19 protein-coding genes and 1 pseudogene are annotated in these 19,005 nt (G+C 75.0%); 3 read left to right on the top strand and 17 right to left on the bottom strand.

The window, feature by feature from the left end; translation table 11 throughout:
• Positions 1–7: 7 nt before the first annotated feature.
• The 6 genes from nadC to ABUL08_RS25400 all read right to left on the bottom strand — a co-directional run bounded on the left by nadC (position 8) and on the right by ABUL08_RS25400 (position 5,963).
• The gene (nadC, locus tag ABUL08_RS25425; RefSeq protein WP_350932503.1) at positions 8–904 is read right to left on the bottom strand and encodes a carboxylating nicotinate-nucleotide diphosphorylase; all 897 of its coding nucleotides are present in this window, start codon (positions 902–904) and stop codon (positions 8–10) included.
• Positions 901–2,595 (bottom strand): L-aspartate oxidase, encoded by a 1,695-nt coding sequence (locus ABUL08_RS25420; protein ID WP_350932501.1) that lies wholly within the window; start codon positions 2,593–2,595, stop codon positions 901–903. Before ABUL08_RS25420 ends, nadC begins: the two co-directional genes overlap by 4 nt.
• A 61-nt stretch (positions 2,596–2,656) precedes the next feature.
• Positions 2,657–3,550 (bottom strand): septum formation family protein, encoded by an 894-nt coding sequence (locus ABUL08_RS25415; RefSeq protein ID WP_350932500.1) that lies wholly within the window; start codon positions 3,548–3,550, stop codon positions 2,657–2,659.
• An 87-nt stretch (positions 3,551–3,637) separates the two neighbouring features.
• On the bottom strand, positions 3,638–4,063 hold the full coding sequence (gene panD, locus ABUL08_RS25410; RefSeq protein ID WP_350932499.1) for an aspartate 1-decarboxylase: 426 nt from the start codon (positions 4,061–4,063) through the stop codon (positions 3,638–3,640).
• 36 nt (positions 4,064–4,099) lie between these two features.
• Positions 4,100–4,948 (bottom strand): pantoate--beta-alanine ligase, encoded by an 849-nt coding sequence (gene panC, locus ABUL08_RS25405; RefSeq protein WP_350932498.1) that lies wholly within the window; start codon positions 4,946–4,948, stop codon positions 4,100–4,102.
• 37 nt (positions 4,949–4,985) lie between these two features.
• Complete coding sequence (locus ABUL08_RS25400; protein ID WP_350932497.1) at positions 4,986–5,963, bottom strand: Rossmann-like and DUF2520 domain-containing protein; 978 nt, start codon at positions 5,961–5,963, stop codon at positions 4,986–4,988.
• A 236-nt stretch (positions 5,964–6,199) separates the two neighbouring features.
• On the opposite strand from ABUL08_RS25400, the gene ABUL08_RS25395 reads away from it, so the two are divergent.
• Both ABUL08_RS25395 and ABUL08_RS25390 read left to right on the top strand, forming a co-directional pair.
• Positions 6,200–7,441 (top strand): SAM-dependent methyltransferase, encoded by a 1,242-nt coding sequence (locus tag ABUL08_RS25395; RefSeq protein ID WP_350938842.1) that lies wholly within the window; start codon positions 6,200–6,202, stop codon positions 7,439–7,441.
• Complete coding sequence (locus ABUL08_RS25390) at positions 7,438–8,607, top strand: NADH-quinone oxidoreductase subunit D (RefSeq protein ID WP_350932496.1); 1,170 nt, start codon at positions 7,438–7,440, stop codon at positions 8,605–8,607. The genes ABUL08_RS25395 and ABUL08_RS25390 overlap by 4 nt, the downstream gene beginning before the upstream one ends.
• 11 nt (positions 8,608–8,618) lie before the next feature.
• Here ABUL08_RS25390 and ABUL08_RS25385 read toward each other — a convergent pair whose 3' ends face one another.
• From ABUL08_RS25385 to ABUL08_RS25370, 4 genes are all read right to left on the bottom strand, one after another.
• Positions 8,619–10,373 carry a hypothetical protein gene (locus ABUL08_RS25385; protein WP_350932495.1) on the bottom strand — a complete coding sequence of 585 codons (1,755 nt, stop codon included), beginning with the start codon at positions 10,371–10,373 and terminating at the stop codon, positions 8,619–8,621.
• A 125-nt stretch (positions 10,374–10,498) separates the two neighbouring features.
• Positions 10,499–11,503 carry a glycine betaine ABC transporter substrate-binding protein gene (locus ABUL08_RS25380; protein WP_350932493.1) on the bottom strand — a complete coding sequence of 335 codons (1,005 nt, stop codon included), beginning with the start codon at positions 11,501–11,503 and terminating at the stop codon, positions 10,499–10,501.
• A gap of 172 nt (positions 11,504–11,675) precedes the next feature.
• Positions 11,676–12,398: an ABC transporter permease gene (locus ABUL08_RS25375; protein WP_350932492.1), complete on the bottom strand. Its 723-nt coding sequence runs from the start codon at positions 12,396–12,398 to the stop codon at positions 11,676–11,678.
• The gene (locus ABUL08_RS25370; protein ID WP_350932491.1) at positions 12,395–13,081 is read right to left on the bottom strand and encodes an ABC transporter permease; all 687 of its coding nucleotides are present in this window, start codon (positions 13,079–13,081) and stop codon (positions 12,395–12,397) included. Before ABUL08_RS25370 ends, ABUL08_RS25375 begins: the two co-directional genes overlap by 4 nt.
• A gap of 2 nt (positions 13,082–13,083) precedes the next feature.
• Between ABUL08_RS25370 and ABUL08_RS25365 the strand changes: the two genes are divergently transcribed.
• A complete protein-coding gene (locus tag ABUL08_RS25365) occupies positions 13,084–14,085 on the top strand; it encodes an ABC transporter ATP-binding protein (protein WP_350932489.1) in 1,002 nt (333 codons plus the stop codon).
• A 42-nt stretch (positions 14,086–14,127) separates the two neighbouring features.
• On the opposite strand, the gene ABUL08_RS25360 is transcribed toward ABUL08_RS25365, so the two are convergent.
• The 7 genes and pseudogenes from ABUL08_RS25360 to folP all read right to left on the bottom strand — a co-directional run.
• On the bottom strand, positions 14,128–14,628 hold the full coding sequence (locus ABUL08_RS25360) for a hypothetical protein (protein WP_350932488.1): 501 nt from the start codon (positions 14,626–14,628) through the stop codon (positions 14,128–14,130).
• Positions 14,629–14,710: 82 nt separating this feature from the next.
• Positions 14,711–15,019, bottom strand: a complete 309-nt coding sequence (locus ABUL08_RS25355; protein ID WP_350932487.1) for a hypothetical protein — start codon at positions 15,017–15,019, stop codon at positions 14,711–14,713.
• Positions 15,020–15,076: 57 nt separating this feature from the next.
• Complete coding sequence (locus ABUL08_RS25350) at positions 15,077–16,297, bottom strand: ABC transporter permease (protein WP_350932486.1); 1,221 nt, start codon at positions 16,295–16,297, stop codon at positions 15,077–15,079.
• Positions 16,298–16,415: 118 nt separating this feature from the next.
• Positions 16,416–16,904 (bottom strand): DUF3180 domain-containing protein, encoded by a 489-nt coding sequence (locus tag ABUL08_RS25345; RefSeq protein WP_377521876.1) that lies wholly within the window; start codon positions 16,902–16,904, stop codon positions 16,416–16,418.
• Positions 16,905–16,968: 64 nt separating this feature from the next.
• Positions 16,969–17,496 (bottom strand): 2-amino-4-hydroxy-6-hydroxymethyldihydropteridine diphosphokinase, encoded by a 528-nt coding sequence (gene folK, locus ABUL08_RS25340; RefSeq protein ID WP_350932483.1) that lies wholly within the window; start codon positions 17,494–17,496, stop codon positions 16,969–16,971.
• On the bottom strand, positions 17,493–17,852 hold the full coding sequence (gene folB, locus ABUL08_RS25335) for a dihydroneopterin aldolase (RefSeq protein WP_350932482.1): 360 nt from the start codon (positions 17,850–17,852) through the stop codon (positions 17,493–17,495). Before folB ends, folK begins: the two co-directional genes overlap by 4 nt.
• 188 nt (positions 17,853–18,040) lie before the next feature.
• Positions 18,041–18,892 (bottom strand): annotated as a pseudogene (gene folP / locus ABUL08_RS25330) (dihydropteroate synthase); the annotation flags it as partial.
• Positions 18,893–19,005 lie beyond the last annotated feature (113 nt).

Below are 19,005 nucleotides of genomic sequence, written 5' to 3'. Positions count from 1 at the left end.
CGGCAGCCTATTCGGACCGGAGATCGAGGGCGATGTCCAGGATGGGCGAGGAGTGCGTCAGCGCGCCCACCGAGATGAAGTCGACCCCGGTCGCGCCGTACTCGGCGGCCACCGGCAGGGTCAGCCCTCCGGTCGCCTCCAGTTCGGCCCGGTCCCCGACCGCCGCCACCACCTCGCGCAGCTGCGCCGGGGTCATGTTGTCCAGCAGCAGGAAGTCCGCCCCGGCGTCGACCGCCTCCACCGCCTCGGCCAGGGTGTCCACCTCGACCTGCACCGGCACGTCCGGGAAGGCCGCCCGGACCCGGCGGTAGGCCGGCGCGATCCCGCCGGCCGCCAGCTTGTGGTTGTCCTTGATCATCGCGACGTCGTGCAGGCCCATCCGCTTGTTGGTGCCACCGCCCGCGCGGACCGCGTACTTCTCCAGGGCGCGCAGCCCCGGGGTGGTCTTCCGGGTGTCCAGCACCATCGCCTTCGTGCCGGTCAGGGCGTCCGCCCAGGCCCGGGTGTGGGTGGCCACCCCGGACATCCGGCAGAGCAGGTTCAGCGCGGTCCGCTCGGCGGTGAGCAGCAGCCGGGTCGGGCCGGTCACCGTGGCCAGCACGTCGCCGCGCGCCACCCGCTGCCCGTCGTGGGCCACCACCGACACCTCGACCGTACGACCCGACCCGGTCACCTCACCGACCAGCTCGAACACGGCGGCGGCCACCGCCAGCCCGGCCACCACGCCGTCGGCGCGGGCCACCAAGTCGGCGGTGTCGGTCTGGGCGTCGGGGATGGTGGCGACGCTGGTCACGTCGAGGAAGTCCGGCCCCAGGTCCTCGGCGAGCGCGTCGACGATCACCCGCCGGACCCGCTCCGGGTCCAGCCCACCGTCGACCAGCGCCCGCCGGGTCGAGTCCCTCATCTGCTTTCCTCCCACTGCTGTGCCAACCGGCCGTTCTCGCCGACCGCCTCGACCAGGTGGCCGCGCCACCGCTCGTCGGCCGTCGGGAAGTCCTCCCGCCAGTGGCAGCCCCGCGTCTCCTGGCGGGCGTACGCGGCGGCGACCAGGGTCGACGCCACGGTGATCAGGTTCGTCGCCTCCCAGTCGGCGGTCCGCGGGGTGCCCCGGGCGGCGCCCAGCTCGCCCAGGGTGGCGGCGGTGGCCGCGAGCGTCTCCGCCGAACGGAGCACCCCGGCGCCCCGGGTCATCGCCCGTTGCAGCGTCGACGTGCCCGCGGCCGGCACCACCCAGCCCGTACCGCCCACCCAGGCGCCGGTCTCGGCCGGCTTCGCCTGCTCGGGCAGGCCGGCGGCGATGTCCTCGGCGATCCGCCGGGAGAAGACCAGCCCCTCCAGCAGCGAGTTGCTGGCCAGCCGGTTCGCGCCGTGCACGCCGGTGCAGGCGACCTCGCCGCAGGCGTACAGGCCGGGGATGGAGGTGCGGCCGTGCAGGTCGGTACGGACCCCGCCGGAGGCGTAGTGGGCGGCCGGGGCGACCGGGATCAGGTCGGTGGCCGGGTCCACACCGATCGCCAGGCAGGACGCGACGATGGTGGGGAAGCGACCGGCCAGGAAGTCGCCGCCGAGGTGCCGCGCGTCCAGGAAGACGTGGTCCGCGCCGGTGGCGACCAGCACCCGGTGGATGCCCTTCGCGACCACGTCCCGCGGGGCCAGCTCGGCCAGCTCGTGCTGGCCCACCATGAACCGCTTGCCGTCGGCGTCGACCAGGTGGGCGCCCTCGCCGCGCAGCGCCTCGGAGACCAGCGGCTGCTGGGCCAGCCCGGCACCGGGCACCCGGGCGTGCTCCGGCACGATCAGCGCGGTCGGGTGGAACTGCACGAACTCGACGTCGGTGACGGCCGCGCCGGCCCGCAGCGCCAGCGCCACCCCGTCGCCGGTGGAGACCGCCGGGTTGGTGGTGGCCGCGAAGACCTGCCCCATCCCGCCGGTGGCGAGCACCACCGCCCGGGCCAGCAGCGCGCCGACGCCGTCCTCACTGCCCTCGCCGAGCACGTGCAGGGTGATGCCACAGGCCGGGCCGAGCCCGCCGGGGCCGTCACCCGGGGCACGCAGCAGGTCCAGCACCAGGGCGTGCTCCACCAGCCGGATCCACGGGTCGCGGCGGACCGCCGCGTGCAGCGCCCGCTGCACCTCCGCGCCGGTGGCGTCGCCGCCGGCGTGCACGATCCGGTCGGCCCGGTGCCCGCCCTCGCGGGTGAGCATCAGCGAGCCGTCGGCGTTCCGGTCGAACTCGGCGCCGATCCGCATCAGCTCGCGCAGCCGGGTCGGGCCCTCCCGCACCAGCACCCGGACCGCGTCCGGGTCGCAGAGCCCGACACCGGCGACCTCCGTGTCGTACGCGTGCGCGGCCGGGGTGTCCGCCGGGTCCAGCACGGCGGCGATGCCACCCTGCGCCCACCGGGTCGAGCCGTCATCGATGTTGACCTTGGTGACCACGGTGACGTGCAACCCCGCCTCGCGCAGGTGCAGCGCGGCGGTCAGCCCGGCGACGCCGGAACCGACCACGATCACGTCGGTGGTCTCCACCCAGCCGGGCGCGGGAGCGGCCAGCAGGCTGGGCAGGGCCGGCAGGTCGACGGTCGCGGTCTCCATGAGCACAGTCAACCCGAACGTCCCTCGTCCCGGGCGGCGGGGGCGGGACGAGTGGTTCCGGCTACTTCGTCCGTACCGGCAGGCCGGTCGGGCCGGCGGCCTTGAGCGAGGCGGTCACCGTACGGTCGCTGAGCCACAGGTAGCAGCGGATCCCCCGGTCGCCGGCGGTCCACCGGCCGGGGCCGGGCGGGCGGACCACCACGCCGCTGCGGAAGCGCAGCAGCGCATCGTTCGGCACGCCCACGTAGGTCGCCACGACGCCCCGGCACCCGGTGTAGAGCGGCGCCCAGTCGGCGTCCTTCCTCGGGTACGGCCGGTCCGGCGCCTTCCACACCCCGACGAACTCGGCGTCGTGCCGACCCGTACACGTCACCGGGGTCAGGGTCTGCACCCGCCGCGCCGAGAGGCCGGTCTGCTGGCAGCCCAGGCGCAGCGCGGACGGCCCCTTCAGCGCGTCCCGCAGGCTGCCCGTCCGGGTGACCACCTCGGCCTTCTCCTCGACCGTGGTCAGCTCGGTCAGGTCGCACCGGTACCAGCGGGAACCGGCCGCCCAGCCCGGCGCCGACGGCAGCGCCACCGCCAGCCGCAGCCGCCCGGCCCGCCAGTCGTCGCCGACGTATCCGCTGGCCCGGGTGTCGCAGTCGGCGAAGGCCCCGCGCAGCTCCGGCGAGCCCACCACCGGCACCGTCGCCCGCGCGGTGGGGAGGACGCCCACGTGCACGGTCTCCACCCGGTGCGGCAGGTCGCACCCCACCGGCTCGTACGCGGCCAGGGTGAGCGTGCCACCGGTGTCGACGACCTGGCACACCCCGGCGGCCGGGGTGAACGCGCCCGCCGCCGGCGGGGCGGCCCAGTCGTCGGTGAGGTCCCCGTCCAGCCCGCCGGTCGCGGCGCAGCCGCCCAGCACGGCCCCCGCGACCAACGCGGCGACCAGAGTCGTCATCGCACGGCGCATCGCGGCCTCCCCCAGCCGACGACCGTCAATCGACGGTCCGCTCAGGGTAACCAGAAATGACCTTCCGGTGACAGACCGGAACGTGCGTCAGCCGACGACGGCCAGCGGACTGGGGACGGGGTCACCCGCGGTGCCCGGGGCGACCGCCGCCGGGTCGGCCCCCAGCTCGATCACCCGGTTGTCGGCGTCGACGTGCACCACCCGGGGCTGCCAGGAACGCGCCTCGGCGTCGTCCATCTGCCCGTACGAGATGAGGATGACCAGGTCACCGGGGTGCACCAGGTGCGCGGCGGCGCCGTTGATGCCGATCACACCGCTGCCCCGCTCGCCCGGGATCACGTACGTCTCCAGCCGGGCCCCGTTCGTGACGTCCACGATCGCGACCTGCTCGCCGGGGAGCAGGTCGGCCGCGTCGAGGAGATCCTGGTCCACCGTCACCGAGCCGACGTAGTGCAGGTCGGCCTGGGTCACCGTGGCCCGGTGGATCTTCGACTTGAGCATGGTCCGGAACATTCGGGATGCCTTTCAGCGGGGTGTGGTGGTGGGGACTCAGGAACGGGGGGCGAGCTGGATCGCCGCGTTGTCGATCAGGCGGGTGCTGCCGACCCAGGCGGCGACCAGCAGCCGCGCCGGACCGGCCACCGGGCCGGGCTCCAGCTCGGCGTCGGTGAGCACCAGGTAGTCCAGCCGGGCGCCCGGCGTACCCGAGTCGAAGGCCCGGTGGGCGGCGGCCAAGACGGTGCCCGCGTCGCCGCCCCGGTCGGCGGCCTCGGCGCCGGCCCGCAGCGCGGCCGAGAGACTCAGCGCGACCTGGCGCTCCGCCGGGGAGAGGTAACGGTTGCGGCTGGACAGGGCCAGCCCGTCCGGCTCCCGCACCGTCGGCACGCCGACGATCTCCACCGGCACGTCCAGGTCCCGGACCATCCGCCGGACCAGGGTCAGCTGCTGATAGTCCTTCTCGCCGAAGAAGGCCAGGTCGGGGCGGGTGAGCTGGAGCAGTTTGAGGACCACGGTCAGCACGCCGTGGAAGAAGCCCGGCCGGCTCAGCCCCTCCAGGTCCTCGCCCAGCGGGCCCGGGTCCAGCCGCACCCGGGGCTGGCCGTCCGGGTACATGTCGGTCACCGCAGGGGCGAAGACCACGTCCGCGCCGGCCCGGCGACAGATCTCCAGATCCGCGTCGAGGGTGCGCGGATAGCGGTCGAAGTCCTCGTTCGGGCCGAACTGGAGCGGGTTCACGAAGATCGTCACGAGGACGTGGTCGGCCCGCTCCCGGGCCGCCCGCAGCAGCGTCTCATGGCCGGAGTGCAGCGCACCCATGGTCATCACCACGCCGACGGTGCCGGTCAGCCCGTCCCGCGCCGCCGCCAGCTCCTTGCGGGTGTGCACCAGCTCCGTCACGCCGACCTCCCCTTCGTTCGTGACCGGCTCCCCGCGCTCACGCGGCAACCTCCCGATGGATCCCCGCCAGCACGTCGAGCAGGGACTCGGCGTCCACCGGCCGCAGCCGGCCGGCCGCGATGGCGCGGTCCGCCGTCCGTCGGGCCAACGCCAGGTAGGGGGCCACGGATTCCGGCGCGGTCGCCGCCAGCCGTTCCACGTGCCGGCGTACGGTGCCCGCGTCGCCCCGGGACACCGGGCCGGTCAGCGCGTCGTCGCCCAGCCGGAGCGCGTTGTCCAGCGCCGCCCGCAGCAGCGGGCCGAGCACCTTCTCCGGCCGGTCCACCCCGGCGTCGCGCAGCCGGTCGGCCGCCTCGTTGACCAGGGTGACCAGGTGGTTCGCGCCGTGTGCCAGGGCCGCGTGATAGAGCGCCCGGTCCGCCTCGCCGATCCACTCCGGCACCCCGCCCAGGTCCGCCACCAGCCGGGCGGCGAACGCGCGCAGCCGGGCGGGGGCGGTCACCCCGTAGGAGATGCCGGGCAGGCGGGTCAGGTCGTCCGGCGTACCGGTGAAGGTCATCGCCGGGTGCAGGGCCAGCGGGTGGGCACCCACCGCGGCGGCCGGGGCCAGGACGGCCAGGCCGTGCGCGCCGGAGGTGTGCGCGACCACCTGACCCGGGCGCAGCGCTCCGGTCTCGGCCAGCCCGGCCACCACGCCGGCCAGGGCGTCGTCCGGCACCGCCACGATGAGCAGGTCGGTGGCCGCGCGGGCGACGGAGGTCGCGGAACGGTTCCGGGTCCCGGGAAGCAGCAGCGCGATCCGAGCCTTCGCGGCACCCGAGACGCCGGCGGCGGCCACCACCCGGTGACCGGCGGCGGCCAGCGCCGCGCCGAGGACGGCACCGACCCGGCCGGCGCCGATGACGCCGACGGTCAGGGTACGGGGGAAGACGAGCGGGGCGCCGGCGATGGCGCCACCCGACGACGCGGCGGGCCCCTGCGGGGCGGCCGGGCGCGGGCGCAACGGTGCGCTCATGGCAATCGATCCAGTCCTCGTGCGGGGGTACCGGTCGATCGCAAGTATGCGCCGGGGTTACGGAACGAAAACAAGCATGTGTGAAAACCTTCACCGGGGGTGTGGAAGCCGGAATTCCGGGCACCACCCGACCCGCCCGGACGACGTTCCGCCGGCCTTCCCACGGCGGCCCGGGACGGTGGCCGTACGGTCGGGCGGTGACGTTCCCCGAGCAGCGACTGCCGTGGCGGCTGGCGATGGAGCGGGCGCTCTACGGGCCCGAGGGCTTCTTCGTCTCCGGTGCCGGGCCGGCCGCCCACTTCCGGACCAGCGTGCACGCCTCCCCGGTCTTCGCCGCGGCCCTGTTCCGCCTCCTCTCCCAGGTCGACGCGGCCCTCGACCACCCGGCACGGCTGGGCGTCGTGGACGTGGGCGCCGGCCGGGGCGAACTGCTACGTGCCCTCCTGGCCGCTGCCGGGTCCGCTTCTGGGTCCGGCGGCGGGTCCGCGGTGGGGGTTTCCGGGGAGCCCACCCGCTCCGGGCGGTCAGGCTTGATCCCTGCGCGGGCGGGCTCCCCGGAAACCCCGACCACCACGGCCACCGGCCGCTCGTCGCCGGCCCCGTTGGCTGATCGGGTACGCCTCACCGCCGTCGAACGGGCCCCCCGGCCCCCGGACCTGCCGCCGGAGATCGACTGGGTGGCCGACATCCCCGCCGGGATCACCGGCCTGCTCCTGGCCACCGAGTGGCTGGACAACGTCCCCCTCGACCTGGCGGTCCACACCCCCACCGGCTGGCACTACCTCCTGGTGGACCCGACCACCGCCAAGGAATCCCTCGGCCCTCCCGTGACCCCCGCCGACGCCACCTGGCTCTCCCACTGGTGGCCCCTCCCACCCACCCCCACCCCCTCTCCCACCCCCTCTCCCACCCCACCCCCCTCCCAGGCCCCCTCGACCCCGGTGATCAAGAAGTTTGCGTCGCCGGAGCGCCTGGGATCCGACGCAAACTTCTTGATCAACGCGGTGGAGGCGGGGGTGCGGGCGGAGATCGGGAGGGGGCGGGATGAGGCTTGGGGGTGGGCGGTGGGGCGGGTGGAGCGGGGGGTGGCGCTCGCGGTCGACTACGGGCATCTGCGGGGGGCGCGGCCGGTGGGGGGGACGTTGACGGGGTATCGGGGTGGGCGGCAGGTGGCGCCGGTGCCGGACGGGTCCTGTGATGTGACGGCGCATGTGGCGATGGACTCGGTCGCCGCCGCCGGTGAGCGGGTCGCGGGGTGTGCGTACTCGCTGGTCACGCAGCGGGAGGCGCTGCTGGCGCTGGGGGCCGACGGTGGGCGACCGCCGATCAGCCTGGCCGGCACCGACCCGGCCGGGTACGTGCGGGCGCTCGCCACCGCCTCGACGGTGGCCGAGCTGACCGACCCGGCCGGGCTCGGCGGACACTGGTGGCTACGCCAACCGGTCGGCATCGACCCCGACGCGCTCATGGCACGATGACGGGCATGACCACCGACGCCGGCGACCTCCGCGAACTGACCGTCGGCACCGGTGCGGGCGGCGAGCAGCTCGGCACCGACATGGTGCTCAACATCGGCCCGCAACACCCCTCCACGCACGGTGTGCTCCGGCTCAAGCTGGTGCTCGACGGGGAACGGGTCGTCGCCGCCGAGCCGATCGTCGGCTACATGCACCGGGGCGCCGAGAAGCTCTTCGAGGTACGCGACTACCGGCAGATCATCGTGCTGGCCAACCGGCACGACTGGCTGTCGGCGTTCTCGAACGAGCTGGGCGTGGTGCTCGCCGTCGAGCGGCTGATGGGCATGGAGGTGCCGGAGCGGGCCACCTGGCTGCGGATGGCGCTCGCCGAGCTGAACCGGGTGCTCAACCACCTGATGTTCCTCGGGTCCTACCCGCTGGAGATCGGCGCGATCACGCCGGTCTTCTACGCGTTCCGGGAGCGGGAGACCATCCAGGCGGTGATGGAGGAGGTCTCCGGGGGTCGGATCCACTACATGTTCAACCGGGTCGGCGGGCTCAAGGAGGAGGTGCCGGCCGGCTGGACCGGGCGGGCCCGCGTCGCCATCGGCGAGGTACGCCGCCGCCTGCCCGACCTGGACAACCTCATCCGGCGCAACGAGATCTTCCTGGCCCGTACCGTCGGGGTGGGGGTGCTGTCGGCCGCCGAGGCCGCCGCGTTCGGCGCGTCCGGACCGGTCGCCCGGGCCTCCGGCCTCGACCTGGACCTGCGCCGCGACGAGCCCTACCTGGCGTACGACCAGCTCGACGTGCCCGTGGTCACCAAGACCGCCGGGGACTGCCACGCCCGCTTCGAGGTGCTGCTCGACCAGGTGTACGTCTCCCTCGACCTCGCCGAGCAGTGCCTGGACCGGGTCGACCGGCTGACCGGGCCGGTGAACACCCGACTGCCGAAGGTGGTCAAGGCGCCCGAGGGGCACACCTACGCCTGGACCGAGAACCCGCTCGGGATCAACGGCTACTACCTGGTGTCCCGGGGCGAGAAGACCCCGTGGCGACTCAAGCTGCGCACCGCCTCGTACGCGAACGTGCAGGCGCTCGCCACCCTGCTGCCCGGGTGCCTGGTGCCGGACCTGATCGCCATCCTCGGCTCGATGTTCTTCGTGGTCGGCGACATCGACAAGTAGGGCGAGGGCGGTCAGCGCCAGCGGTCGCTGGAGCGGGCACCACCGGCCCGGGGCACCTCGTCCCGGGGCGGGTAGCCGTACCGCTCGTCCCCGCCGCGCGGCTGGCCGTAGCGGACCGGCTCCGGCTCGGACGTCCGCCACTGCGGCTCCGCGCCCCGCTGCCGCGGCGGACGCCACTCGTCGGGCACCGGCACGCCGCCGACCGGGAGCGCCGGCCGGCCCTCCCCCGCCCAGCCGTCGTCGTCCCGCTCCGGCTCGCGGCGCGGCTCGGCCTGGCGTACGGAGGCCCACCGGTCCTCGACGCGGTACTCGGTGCCCGCACCGTCGGCGTGCACCGCGGCGCGCCGCTCACCGACCCGGACCTCCCGGCCGTGCTCGTCCTCGCGGACCGAGGCCCACCGGTCCCCGGTACGCAGCTGCGACCAGTACTCCCCCTCCGGATCGTCCGTGGCGGGGGCGGACGGATCCGGGCCCTCCCAGGACCGGCCGTCGGCCGGACCCCAGGCCTGCCCCGCCCAGCTCGGCTCGTCGCCACCGGACCAGCGGTCGTCCCGGGCGGCACGCTCGTCCGGTGCCACCGACCAGGAACGGCTCTCGTCGTGACCGGCCCGGTCGTCGGCGGGGGCGGACCAGGAACGGCTGACCCGGGCGGCACCCTGCGCGGGGCGGGGCCGGTCGTCGTGCTCACCGGGCCAGGACCGGTCGTCGTGCTGGCCGGGCCAGGACCGGTCGTCCGGCGTGCCGGCGGACCACGAGCGGTCGTGCTGGCCGCTGCGGGCCTCACCCGACCGGCCACGGTCGTCCCCGTACCCGACCCGGGGGCGTTCGTCGGCCTCGGCGGCACCCCAGGACCGCTCCTCCGGCGCCGGGGACCAGCGGCCGTAGCGGTTGGCGGCCGGGTCGGCTCCCGCGCCGTCCACGATGGTGTGCCGGGTGGTGACGTGCACCGTCTCGGTGTGGTGGACCACCCCGACCGGTCGGGGCCCCGGCTCCGGCCGGACGTCCTGCTCGGCCGGGCGCGCCGCGCCGTACACGCCGGCCTGGGCGGGAGCGCCGTACTGGCCGGGCTGGGTGGCGGGGCCGTACTGGCCGGGCTGGGCGGGGGCGCCGTAGACGCCGGGCTGGGCCGGGCCGGTCGGCTGGGCGGTGCCGTAGCGTCCGCCGGGCTGCGGGCGGCGGACCGCCTCGTCGTCGTCGCGGCGCTCGGCCGCCGGCTGGCCCCAGCCCGACTCGTCCGGCGCGGCGTAGCGGCCCCGGGAGCCCGCCTCGTCCGGCGCGGCGTAGCGGCCCCGGGAACCCGCCTCGTCGTACGCCTCGGGGGCCGGGACCCGGGCGCGACCGCCGGCCGCCTCGTCGGCCGCCGGAGCGGTGATGCCCGCGGCGGCGGCGATGCCGGTGGCCACGGCGTCGAGCCGGCGACGCATCGCGGTGATCGAGTCCTCGGCCCGCTGCGCCTGGTCGAGTGCCTGGTTGCCGCGCTGCGCGGCGGCCACGATCTCCGCCCGCAGCTCCCGGCGCAACTGCTCGATCTCGTCGGCCAGCTCACCGGAGCGGGCCGGACCGCCACCGTCGGCACGCAGCGCGACGGAGAGGCCGATCAGGACGACGGCCAGGATGGCGAGCACGGCACCGAACCGCAGGGTGCCGTTGCCGTCGGCGACGAGCAGGATCAGCGCGGCGAGGGGCGCGAGCCCGACACCGATCCAGAACAGGACGGTGAGCAGGGCGGGACTGCGCTTCTCGGCGAGAGCAACCGGGGCGGGCATGGCTGTGCACAGTACCGACAGTTCGGGCCCCGGGGAACGGGCCGAAAGCACCGAAGTGCCGCGGTGAGCAGGGAGTCCGGCCGCCGCCGAGCCCACGAAGGGGCCCGGCGGCGGCCGGAACCGCCTCAGCTGGCGGCGAGCGCCGCGTCGGAGGAGAAGACCAGACCGACGCTGGCGTTCCCGGTCTTCAGGGCGTTCTTGGTCTGCGGGCCACCGGCGTCCAGCGAGCTGAACGAGCCGGCCTTGAAGTCATAGACCTGGACCAGACCGGCCTGGCACTTCGGCCGCTGCGGGCACTCCGGCGGGCCGGCCAGCACCGTGGCCTGGCCGGAGCACTTGGCGGCCAGGTCGGAGAGGCTGGTCACGCCGTACTTGTCGGCGAAGGCCTTGGTCACCGCGAAGGCGTTCTGGTCCTGCGCGGCGGCCGGCTTGCCGAAGCTGATCCCGGCCTTGTCCCCCTCGGCCTTGAGCGCGGTCACCGTCTTGTCCAGCTCCGGCGAGGAGACCGGCTGGGCGTCCTTGCCGTTGGCCTTGGTGTTCAGGAACTCGGCCATGGTGGCCGCGTACTCCGGGACGACCTGGATCTCGCCCTTCTCCAGGGCCGGCTCGTAGAGCTCCCGGTTGCCGACGGTCTGCACCTTGACCTGGTAGCCGGCCGAGGTGAGCGTGATCTTGTAGAGCTCGGCGAGGAGCTGGCTCTCGCTGAAGTTCCCGGCGCCGACCACGATCGACCCGCCCGGGCCCTTCTCCACGCCGGAGGTGAGCCCGTTGGCGTCGGCGAACTCCTTCGCCGCCACCTGCGGGGTCTTGCGGTCCACGTCGACGGCCTTGTTCAGCCCGATCAGCTTCGGCGTGTCCAGCGCGGCGGAGACCTTGTCCAGCGCGGCCAGGAGCTGCGGGGTGGCCACCTTGGCGTTGACCGCCGGGATGATGTTGTCGGTGTTCTGGAGCTTCTTGTCGTCGTTGAGGACCACCAGCTGGTCACCCGCGACGGGGGCGCACCCCGCCCCGGAGGCGCCCTTCTGCGGCGCGTCGGTGCCCGAGGAGCCGGCGTCGCCGCAACCGGTGAGGAGCCCGGCCGCGGTCACGGCCCCCATCGCGCCGATCGCCAGCCGTGTACGTGCGCGCATCCTGCCCGCCTTCCGTGTCCCGGCGCGACCCGGAGAGGGTCGGCCGCGTGTCCGACGAGCGATCCGTATCGGTCGCCCGCGATCTCCACCCAACATCTTCCCTGCGGCACCGACAACTTGAGGGGATCTTCGTCACCGGATCGTCACCCGCCGTCGGGGCGTACCGGACGGATCAGGTCCCTTCGACCGCATTCGCCGCCCGGCGGGCCGCGCGGCGGCGAACCGGGCGCAGCGGACGCGGGGTGACCACCCGCTCGACCAGTGCGAGCACCAGCTCCACGGCGATCGCCAGCCCGGCCACCAGCACGCCCCCGGCGATGATCTGTCCGCCACCGGCGGCGATGTCCAGCCCGAAGCCGGCCCGGATGATCTGACCGAGGCCACCGCCGTTGACGAACGACGCCAGCGCCGCCGTGGCGACCACCTGCACCGACGCGGTACGGAACCCCGTCGCCAGGTACGGCACGGCGAGCGGCAGCTCCACCCGGCGCAGCACCTGCCCGCCGGAGAGCCCCATCCCGCGTGCCGCGTCCCGCGCCTCCGGATCGGCCTGCCGCACCCCCGTGTACGCGTTGGCCAGCAGCGGCGGCACCGCGAAGACGGCCAGCGCGACCACCACCGACGGCCGGCCGAAACCGAGGAAGGTCAGCGGCAGGATGGTCAGCAGGGCGAGCGTGGGAATCGCCAGGGTCACGTTGGAGACCAGCAGGACGGCGCCGCCGCCCCGGCCGCTGTGCCCGAGCCAGAGGCCGAGCGGCCAGGCCACCAGGCAGCCCAGCAGGACCGCGGCGGCGGACATCGAGAGGTGCTCGCCGAGCCGGTCCAGGACGCCGCCCGGGTTCGTCCAGTTCAGCGGGTCGTTGAGCCAGAGCACCGCCTGCCCGATCGCACTCATGAGCTGCGCCCCCGGAGCCAGGGCATGAGCAGCCGGCCGAGGCCCGCCAGCAGCAGGTCCAGCACCAGCGCCAGCAGGACGCAGAGCAGCGTGCCGGTCATGATCTCGGCCTTGTAGAAGTTGTTCTGGAAGCCGGCGAAGATGAGCTGGCCGAGCCCGCCCCGGCCAACCACCACCCCGACCGTGACCAGCGCCACCGTGGAGACGGTCGCCAGCCGCAGGCCGGTGAGGATGCCGGGCAGCGCGAGCGGCAGCTCGACCCGGAAGAGGCGGCCCCAGCGGCCGTACCCCATCCCCTCGGCCGCCTCGCGGACCTCGGGAGGCACCTGGTTCAACCCGGCCACCGCGTTGCGGACGATCACCAGCAGGGCGTACAGCACCACCACGCTGAGCACGGTGACCACGCCGATGCCGAGATAGGGCGCGAGGAAGGCGAAGAGCGCCAGCGACGGGATCGTGTAGAGCACCCCGGTCAGCGCGAGGATCGGGCCGGCCAGCGACCGGAACCAGTACGCCGCCACCGCCAGCGGCAGCGCCACCACCGCCGCGATCAGCACCGCCCGGGCGGTGAGCCAGGCGTGCTCGCGCAACGCGTCGAGGATCGTGTCAGAGTTGTCCCGCACGTACTGCCAGGAGAACCACGGGTTACCCGGCGCGGCCCGGTAGCTCAGGTGGAAGGACACACGTGGACGTTACCCCGGGGACCACGAATGACGCCGGACCGAGCGCGGCGTCGATCACGTTGGACGGCATCCGCAAGCGCTACCCGGACGGCACCGAGGCCGTCCGCGAGCTGAGCCTGGAGGTGAAGGCCGGCGAGCTGGTGGTGCTGATCGGGCCGTCCGGCTGCGGCAAGTCCACCGTGCTGCGGATGATCAACCGGTTGATCGAGCCGACCGCCGGCCGGATCCTGCTCGGCGACGACGACGTCACCGAGGTCGACCCGGTCAAGCTCCGCCGCCGGATCGGCTACGTGATCCAGAACGTCGGCCTCTTCCCGCACCAGACCGTCAGCGCCAACGTGGCCACTGTGCCCGGGCTGCTCGGCTGGTCCCGGGACCGCACCCGGCAGCGCGTCGACGAACTGCTGGAGCTGGTCGGCCTCGACCCGGCCCAGTTCGGTCGCCGCTACCCGCACGAGCTCTCCGGCGGTCAACGGCAGCGGGTCGGCGTGGCCCGGGCGCTCGCCGCCGACCCGGTGGTGCTGCTGATGGATGAGCCGTTCTCCGCCGTCGACCCGATCGTCCGGACCCGGCTCCAGGAGGAGTTCCTCCGGCTCCAGGCCGAGGTCCGCAAGACCATCGTGCTGGTCACCCACGACCTGGACGAGGCGGTCCGGCTGGGCGACCGGATCGCGGTGCTCTCCGAGGGCGGCACGCTGGAGCAGTACGACAGCCCGGCCGCGCTGCTCGGCGCGCCCGCCTCGGCGTTCGTCCGCGAGTTCGTCGGGGCGGACCGGGGCATCCGCCGGCTGGCGGTGACCCCGCTGACCCGCGAGGTGCTCGACCCGGTCCCGGCCGGCGACACGGCCGACCTGCCGGCGGTGCCGCTGGGCGGCTCGGCGTACGACGCGCTGGCCGTGCTGCTCACCTCGGCCACCGAGCGGGTGGTGGTCACCGAGGACGACCGCCCGGTGGGGGTGCTCGACCGGCAGCGCCTGCTCGCCCTCGGCCACCCGGAACGCTGACCATGCCGGCCGGGTCGGCCCGGAACGAGCCGGGCCGGCGGGTCAGGCACGACCGCCGAGGCTGGCCAGGCCGATCACCCAGCCGGCGAAGAAGCCGTAGGTGACGCCGACACCGGTGGCCTGGAAGGCGGCGTAGAGCGAGCCGCCCGGGCCCAGCAGGGCGGCCAGCAGCGCGGCGAAGCCGGCGGCCAGCACGTACGCGGCCCAGCCGGAGAAGAACTGGCTGGCCGAGCCCTGCACCCGGGCCACCTGCGAGGTGGGCAGCAGATAGAGGAAGGCGATCGCCAGGATCACCAGCAGGATGGCGCGCAGGTCGTCGCCGAGCACACCGTGCTGCGGGTCGTCGGAGTGCAGCTTCCAGGCGGGCCAGGCGAGCAACCGGAGGAACCAGCCACCGGCGCCGTTCGGATCGGTGTGGTCCTGCACCCAGCTCACGTACATCGGGCTGCCGCAGACCGCGACGAGCAGCAGGGCGGCCAGGGAGCCGGTGCCCGCGGCGGTGCCGTACCCGCTGACGGTCCGGGGGCGGTTGGTGAGGGCCATGGGGCGCTCAGTTCCCGGCGCCCGCCGCCGGGCAAACCTGCGGGTACGCGGCACCGCCGTGGGTCGGCGGGTGGCCATCCGCCTAGTGCTTCAGCAGATAGTCGATGAAGGCGGCCCGCAGCAGCGGCGCGGACTCCTCGTAGCCGTGGCCGGTCAGCTCCCGCCACAGCGCCGACGCCTCGTCGATGGTCGGGCCGACCGAGTTGGGGGCGCCGTCCAGCGCGGCGGCCTCGTCGGCGTTGGGCAGGTGCCGCAGCACCGACCAGAAGAACCCGACGTCGCGCCGCTCCCGGGCCAGGTGGAACGCCTGCTCACGCAGCTCCTCAGTGGAGAGCTGGTCGAGCTGGTCGAAGGTACGGCCGCCGGCGCCGGTGGCAGGAGTCTCGGTCATGCGCCGAGCCTAACCGGCGAGATCACCGGCGGCCCGTCGGACGCGGGGCGACGCGGTTCACCGGTCGTCGGCGTCCCACCGCTGCGCGCCGGCCTCCCAGCGCGGGGCGGACTCCCACGGGTCGACCGGGCTCTCGGTGGCCTGCACCGGCAGCACCGGGGGCCAGTTCTCCACCCGGCCGGGACGGGCCAGCGACCAACCGGCGCTGATGGTGCCGTCGGCGGGCGGGAGGGTCTCGGTGTCGCCGGCCGCAGTCCGGGGCCGGCCGAACGCCTCGACCAGGCGGGTCACCAGCAGACCGGCACCGAGGACGGCACCGCCGACCGCCCACCGGTTCGGCGCCCAGCCCCGGGCGTGGGCCCAGGCGAGGAGGACGACGACGAGGCTGGCCGCCAGGAGCGTGCCGAAGATCCCGCCCCGGCGGCCGTACGCGCTGGTGCCGGCGAGCAGCGCCGCGCCGACCGCCAGCACCGTCCAGTCCAGCCCGGTGGTCGGCGCGACCGGCCCGTCGCCGTTGGCGGCGATCAGCACACCGGCCAGCATCGCCAGCACGGTCGACACCACCAGCGCCAGCGCGGTCACCACCGCCGCGACCGCGCCCCGGCGGCGGGCCGGATCGGCGACCGCACGGAACCGGCCGACCAGCCGCCGGATCGCCTTGACCGCGCCGAGGAGACCGCCGATGACGGCCACCGCCGCGAAGCCGGCGAAGAGGTAGAAGGCGGTGCGGCGGGGGTCGTACCCGCCCTGGACCGCGACCGGCGCGGCCCGCCGCTCGATGTACACGATCACACCGGCCGCCCCCGCCAGGCTCGCCGCCCAGGCGGGCACGTGCAGCAGCACCACCGCCAGGGCGAGGGCGAGACCGCCGAGCGCGGCGACGACCAACGCGGGCAGCAGGGCCTCCCGGAGCCCCCGGTCGCCCTGCTCGGCGAGGTGCAGCCCGGTGGCCACCGCGACCGGGCCGATCGCGAGGTTCACCGCGGCGACGCGCAGGCTCAGCCCCGCGGCGAGGACCAGCAGGCCGAGCGCGACCACGTCGACCAGCAGGGACTTCAGGCCGGCACCGCGCAGGACGGCCGGGTCCGCCCGCCAGAGCAGGTACGCCGCGGCGCCCAGCCCGGCCAGCAGCACGATCTCCCAGACCACGTGCACGGCGATCCGGTCCCGCCCGGGCTCACCGTGCAGGGGGTCGTCGAAGACGTTCTCCAGCACCGCCGCGGGCACTCCGGACGACGGTTCCGCCGGCCCGGTGCGGCCCGTTTCGTCGTACCCCATGGTGGGTGCCTCCCACGTCGCGGCCGTCCAGGGTCCGACGCGGGCGGACCGGCGGCGGCCGTTGCTCTCCGGTCGCCAGGGACGGTACCTGCGGGCCGGGGTGGGCGGAACCCCCGACTCAGCGCTGGCCGGGACGCCTTTCCCGGTCGCCGGCGGGGCGGTCCTCGTCGTCCTCCTGCTCCGGCACGCGGCAGGCCCGCTCCAGCCAGAGCGCGGCGGCGACCAGGGCCAGCGAGGCGAGCAGCCCGGCACCGGCCGACGGCCGGTCCCCGATCGCGGCGTTGGTGTCCTCCACGAAGAGCCAGCCGGTCAGCGCGGCGTAACCGCCGACGAAGATGGCCCCGGCCAGCGCGGAGGCCTTGGCGAGCACCACGAAGCGGGCGACCAGCAGCGGGTTGACCGGCTCCCGGCCGGGCCGCCGCTCGATCCGGGCGCGGGTGTTGACCGCCGCGTACGCCTCCAGCACCGCGAGCCCGGCCAGCGTGACCACCGGCAGCCAGGGTAGGTTTGGCGTGACGTCGTAGTAGAAGGTGCTGATCAGCAGCCAGGCCAACGCCGCGGCGGCCAGGGCGGCGACGACCAGCGTGGAGATCCGGGTGGGGCCCATCCGGAAGTCGGGGTCGCCCCCGCGCGGGGACTGCGCCTGGCTCATGCCGTCCGGCTCCACAGGGTCATGCGTCCGACTCTAACGCCAGATCGGGCCGGGGACTCAGTTCCAGCGCGTTGGACGCCAGTGGCTCGGCGTTGAGCAGGTCGGTCAGCCAACCGTGGCCGGGCAGCCGACCGTGCGGCTCCATGTCGATCCACGGTCGCAGCACGAAGGCCCGCAGGTGGGCGCGAGGGTGCGGCAGGGTCAGCTCCGCGTCGTCGCTGAGCACCGGCTGGCCCGCGTCGTCCCAGACCGCGATGACGTCCACGTCGAGGGTGCGCGGCCCGAAGCGGCGTTCCGGGTCGCGGGTCCGGCCGGCCGCCGCCTCGGCGGCGCGGGCCCGGGCCAGCCAGTCCCGCGCGTCCGCCGCCGGGTCCACGACCATGACCGCCGCGTTCAGGTACGCCGGCTGGTCGGCGTCCCCCCACGGTGGAGTCTCGTAGACACCCGAGACGACCCGCACCGCGTCGCCGAGCGCGGCCACCGCGCCGCGCAGGTGGGCGAGGCGGTCGCCGAGGTTGCTGCCGATCGACAGCACGGCCCGGGTCATCGGGTACGCCGCATCGTGACGGCCACGTCGGCGAAGGCGTGCGGGATCGGGGCCTCCGGCTTGTGCACGGTGACCGTCGCCGCGCCGACCAGCGGTTCGGCCAGGCAGACCGTGAGCAGCCGGTCGGCGAGGGTCTCGATCAGGTTGACCGGCTCGCCGGTGACCACCGCGACCAGCTTCTCGGCCAGTTCGCCGTAGTGGACGGTGTCGGTCACCTCGTCAGAGCGGGCCGCCGGGGCGAGGTCCAGTTCGAGCACGGCGTCGACGACGAACTCCTGCCCCTGGGCCCGCTCGAAGTCGTAGACGCCGTGCCGGCCGTGCGCCCGCAGGCCGGTCAGCTCGATCCGGTCGGTCATTCCGCTCCCCCGTTCCCGGCTCCCGGTCCCCCGGTGCCGGCTGTCCTGTCGGTGTCGGCCGTGCTCTCCGGACCGGCTGCGCCGTCGGTGCTGCCCGCCCTCCGCGTGCCGCCCGGTCCTCCGGGGCCGGCTGCTCTTCCCGTGCCGGCCGCTCTTCCCGTGCCGGCCGCTGCGCCGGTTCCGACCCGGGTGCGGGCCGGGTCGGTCAGGCGGGGGCGGCCGGTGGCGCGCCAGACGGCGAGGGCGTCGGCGGTGCCCCGGACGTCGTGCACGCGTACCCCCCAGGCGCCGGCGGCGACGGCGAGCACGCTGGTGGCGATGGTGGCCGCCTCCCGCCCGGCGGTCGGCCGGGGGGTGCCGTCCGGGCCGGCGAGGAGTCGGCCCAGGTAGGACTTGCGGCTCGCCCCGAACAGCAGCGGGAAGCCCAGGTCGAGCAGCTCCGGCAGGCGGGCGCTGAGTTCCCAGTTGTGCGCCGCGGTCTTGGCGAAGCCCAACCCCGGGTCGACGATGATCCGGTCGGCGGCGACCCCGGCGGCGAGCGCCTCGTCGACGCGCTGCCCCAGCTCGGCCCGGACGTCGGCGACCACGTCGGTGTAGCTGGCCAGCTCGCGCATGCCCCGCGAGTGGCCGCGCCAGTGCATCAGCACCCAGGGGCAGCCGGCGTCGCGGACCACCCGGGCCATGTCCGGGTCGGCGAGCCCGCCGGAGACGTCGTTGACCACGTCGGCGCCGGCGGCGAGGGCCGCCTCGGCCACCCGGGCCCGGCTGGTGTCGATGCTGACCGGGATGCCGGCGGCGGTCAGCGCGCGGATCACCGGCAGCACCCGGGCGGTCTCGGTGCCGGCGTCGACCCGGTCCGCGCCGGGGCGGGTGGACTCGCCCCCGATGTCGACCAGGTCGGCGCCGGCCTCGCGCAGTCGCACTCCGTGTCCGACGGCGGCGTCGAGATCGGCGTATCTCCCACCGTCGGAGAAGGAGTCGGGCGTGACGTTGAGGACGCCCATCACCACCGGGGCCTGCGCCCGTACCAGATCGGTCACGACTAGACCGTACCGGTCGTCAGCAGGGGCTCCGGCGGCCCGGGGCGGGACCGCCCGAAGCAGCCCTGACGTGGGCATTGGAACAGGTGTACGATCGGTCGTCCGGGTCGGAT

The sequence above is a fragment of the Micromonospora sp. CCTCC AA 2012012 genome (genome assembly GCF_040499845.1).
GTDB classification, from domain to species: Bacteria; Actinomycetota; Actinomycetes; order Mycobacteriales; family Micromonosporaceae; genus Micromonospora; species Micromonospora mangrovi.
Note: the sequence above shows the minus strand (reverse complement) of the source record. Positions and strands in the feature narration are given on the sequence as shown.